3 protein-coding genes and 1 pseudogene are annotated in these 3,172 nt (G+C 67.3%); 1 reads left to right on the forward strand and 3 read right to left on the reverse strand.

All coding sequences use genetic code 11. The features are described 5' to 3' along the window. Window positions 1–48: 48 nt before the first annotated feature. Window positions 49–165, forward strand: a complete 117-nt coding sequence (locus GPA_RS20575) for a DUF1722 domain-containing protein (protein WP_414735671.1) — start codon at window positions 49–51, stop codon at window positions 163–165. Here the strand turns inward: GPA_RS20575 and GPA_RS01815 are convergent. The 3 genes and pseudogenes from GPA_RS01815 to GPA_RS01825 all read right to left on the reverse strand — a co-directional run bounded on the left by GPA_RS01815 (window position 150) and on the right by GPA_RS01825 (window position 2,951). After that, window positions 150–896, reverse strand: a complete 747-nt coding sequence (locus GPA_RS01815; RefSeq protein WP_331429632.1) for an MFS transporter — start codon at window positions 894–896, stop codon at window positions 150–152. The genes GPA_RS20575 and GPA_RS01815 overlap by 16 nt on opposite strands. After that, a pseudogene (locus GPA_RS20580) lies at window positions 790–1,566 on the reverse strand (MFS transporter); the annotation flags it as partial. The pseudogene GPA_RS20580 and the gene GPA_RS01815, both read right to left, overlap by 107 nt. Further along, a complete protein-coding gene (locus GPA_RS01825; protein WP_015538780.1) occupies window positions 1,518–2,951 on the reverse strand; it encodes an SLC13 family permease in 1,434 nt (477 codons plus the stop codon). The pseudogene GPA_RS20580 and the gene GPA_RS01825, both read right to left, overlap by 49 nt. Between the last annotated feature and the right edge of the window lie 221 nt (window positions 2,952–3,172).

The raw sequence follows: 3,172 nt of genomic DNA on the forward strand, positions 1-3,172 counted from the left end.
GTGTCGGGGGCCGCCTCCGCGCGCGAGCGCGCCTCGTTCGCGCGCCTCATGGAACGCTACGAGGGCGGACAGGCAGACCTCGTAGCGGTGAAGCGGCACCTGGCGAAGCTAGCCGGCCGCTACGGGCAGGAGTACCTGCTGCACTCGTATTACTTCGACCTCTGAGCGGCATCCTTCGCAGGCGCCTCCAGCCGCACGAGGGCGAGGAGCGCCGTGCCCACGAGACCCAGCACGAGCGCGAAGGCGCCGGCGGCGGCCCATCCCCCGGCGCCGAGCACCGCGGGCATGATGGACGAGCCGAGGAACTGGCCCAGGCTCTGCGTGAGCACGAGGAAGCCCATGGCGATGGGCATGGCGTCCTTGTTCGCCACCACCGACGGGTACACGATCAGAAACATCGTGGGAGCGCCGAGGCCCACCACGCCCATGACGAGCGCGGCCGCCCACAGGGCAGGCCCGGCCGTGGTGAGCAGTACGGCCGCGCAAGGCCCCATGACCAGCATCGACGCCACCATGAGCGCCTTGAGCCTGCCGGTCTTGTCGGCCAGCACCCCGAAGAGCGGCGACGACGCCACGGCGACGAGCATGGGCAGCGTGCTCGCGAACCCGGCGAGCGTCGCGTCCATCCCCTCGCCCTGCAGAAACGTCGGGCTGAACGACAGGAACGAGATGAGCACCATGTTGAACATGAGGAACCCGCCGAGCACCAGCAGCACGTTGCGGCCGAACAGGCCCGCCATGCCCATCTTCTCGCGAGGCGCGCCGTCCTGCGCCCGCGGGACGCGCTCGAGGAAGCGCCCCCCCGCCAACCGGCCGCACGAACAGCAGCATGAGCCCGCCCGCCGCGAGCGCGATGCCCGCCATGACGCACCACGTTCCCTGGAAGCCCACCGCACCGAACACGGTCGGCGTAAGCACCCCGCCGAAGAACGAGCCGAGCGAGAACCACAGCGCCCAGATGCCGCTCGCGAAACCCACCTTGTCCGGGGCGACGTAGGCCCTGATGGCAAGCGGCGCGCTCACGCCGCAGAACACGAGGGCCACGCCCTCGACGGCCCGCGACAGCACGAGGACCTCAGCCGAGGTGGCCAACGCGCCTGCGGCCGTGCCGGCCACCATGACGACGACGGCGGCCACCATCATGTTCTTGGCGCCGAAGCGCCGCGCCAAGAAGCCCGTGGGAAGCGACAGGAAAATGCCTGCCAGCGTGAACACCGACATGAGCATCGAGGCGGAGCCCACGTCCATATCGAACTGCTCCATGATGGCCGGCATGATAGAGGGCACCTTGAACTGCCCGAGCGCCACGGCGATGCCGGCGAGCACGAGCAGCACCGACACGAGCACATGGTTCTGGTACGCGGAACGGGGACGAGCGCTGGTCTCCACGAAAAGGCTCCCTTCGCCGCAGGGGAAGCGCCCCCGCGGATCGTCGCAGTTGAAAAAGGCTCCCCGGACCTCGCCGGGGAGCCCGCATGAAGGCGCCGGCCATCCGGCGCCGAGCGTGGCGGAAAGTCCTACAGCCCCAGGACGCCGCAGATGAACGGCACCCAGAGCACCATGCACACGCAGAAGATGACGGCGGGTATCACGCCGGCCTTGAACATGTCGCCGAACGTGTAGTACCCCTCGCCGTAGGTGACGATGAGCGTGGGGTTCACCGGCAGGAGGAAGTTGCCGGCCACGATGAAGGCGAGCAGCATCGTGGGGATGGCGGGCGACACGCCGAGCGTCGTGCAGATGCCGATGAGGATGGGCAGAAACAGGCTGATGATGGCCGCGCCCACCGGGGCGATGGTGTGCAGCAGGTAGATGAACGCAACGGTGATCAGCAGGAACACCGTGAAGTTAAGGTCAGCCACGCCGCTGCCCATGAACAGGTTCGTGACGAACTTGTCGGCGCCCGAGGCGCTGAAGATGTTGCCGAGGGAGAGCACCGAGCCCATCATGAGGATGATGGTCCAGGGCACCTGCTTGCTGAACTCGTCCCACGTGAGCAGGTTCAGGCCGGGGAGCATCATGATGGCCAGGCCGATGATGGCCACGGTCGTGACGTTCAGCAGCGGGACCCACGTGCCGGCGATCCACAGCACGGGCAGCGCGAGGATCATGACGAGCGCGCGCACCTCGAAGCCCGTGGGCTTGCCGGCGTCGGCGGCCGCCTGGCGCAGGCTGTCGTAGGCGCTCGACTCGAGCTGCTCGGGCTTGAGGATCTTCACGATGGAGATCCAGCACAGCGGGATGCACAGGACGGCGATGGGCAGGCCCACGATGATCCAGTCCAGGAAGCTGATGGTCTGGCCGGTGGCGCCGGTGAGCACGCCCATGGCCACCATGTTGAACGAGCTGCCGGCCGGCGTGACCACGCCGCCGATGACGGCTGCAATGGGTATGGCGATCATCATGCACTTGCCGAGGCGTGACTTGCCGGGCTCGGCGCCGGCCGCCTTGAGCACGACGTAGGAGATGCCCATGAAGAGCACCGCCGCCGGCACGTCGGACATGATGGTGGAGATGAGGCACGTGCCGATCATGAACGCGAGGATGAGCTTCTCGGAGCTCTCCCCCGTCAGCTTGAACAGCTTGGCCACGAGGCGCACGCCCCACTGCGTCTTGAGCAGCAGCGCGGGCAGCGCGAAGATGGCGATGACGTAGAACACCACCGACACGCCGAACCCGCTGAACACGGCCTTGTAGTCGGTCGCGCCCATGACCACGGCTATGACGAGGGCCAGAATGCCCGTCACGCCCACGGAGAACGAGCCGCACACCCACAGCGACACCGCGAACAAGAGCGATGCGATGGCCATGATCCCCTGGTGCGACAGGTCGGCCGACTCGGGCACGAACGACGCGACCACGAGGATGGCCACGGCTATGACGATGCCCAGCCCCCTCTTGTTCACGAACCCCTCTTTGCTGAAGAACTTCGTTAACGCTTCTTGTGCCATTTGCCTCTCCTCCTTAAAGAAAGAACGTGGCAGATCCCCTGTAAGCTACCGCGCCTGGCGCCTCCTTCCCCTGGGCGCGGCCGCGTCGTGGTATACGGGCTCGCATCCGCCGACGTCGCGCAGGCGAGCCCCCTTTGACGACGGCCCCTCGTGGAGGAGCCGTCGGTCTCCAGGCTCTTCCCCTCATGCCGCCAAGCGGCGGCACGAGGGCGTGCGTCTAT

The organism is Gordonibacter pamelaeae 7-10-1-b (assembly GCF_000210055.1).
GTDB classification, from domain to species: Bacteria; Actinomycetota; Coriobacteriia; order Coriobacteriales; family Eggerthellaceae; genus Gordonibacter; species Gordonibacter pamelaeae.

Excerpts from the sequence above, each read along its gene's own strand:
- GPA_RS20575 (WP_414735671.1), top strand. The coding sequence starts at position 49 with ATGGAACGCTACGAGGGCGGACAGGCAGACCTCGTAGCGGTGAAGCGG.
- GPA_RS01825 (WP_015538780.1), bottom strand. The coding sequence starts at position 2,951 with ATGGCACAAGAAGCGTTAACGAAGTTCTTCAGCAAAGAGGGGTTCGTG.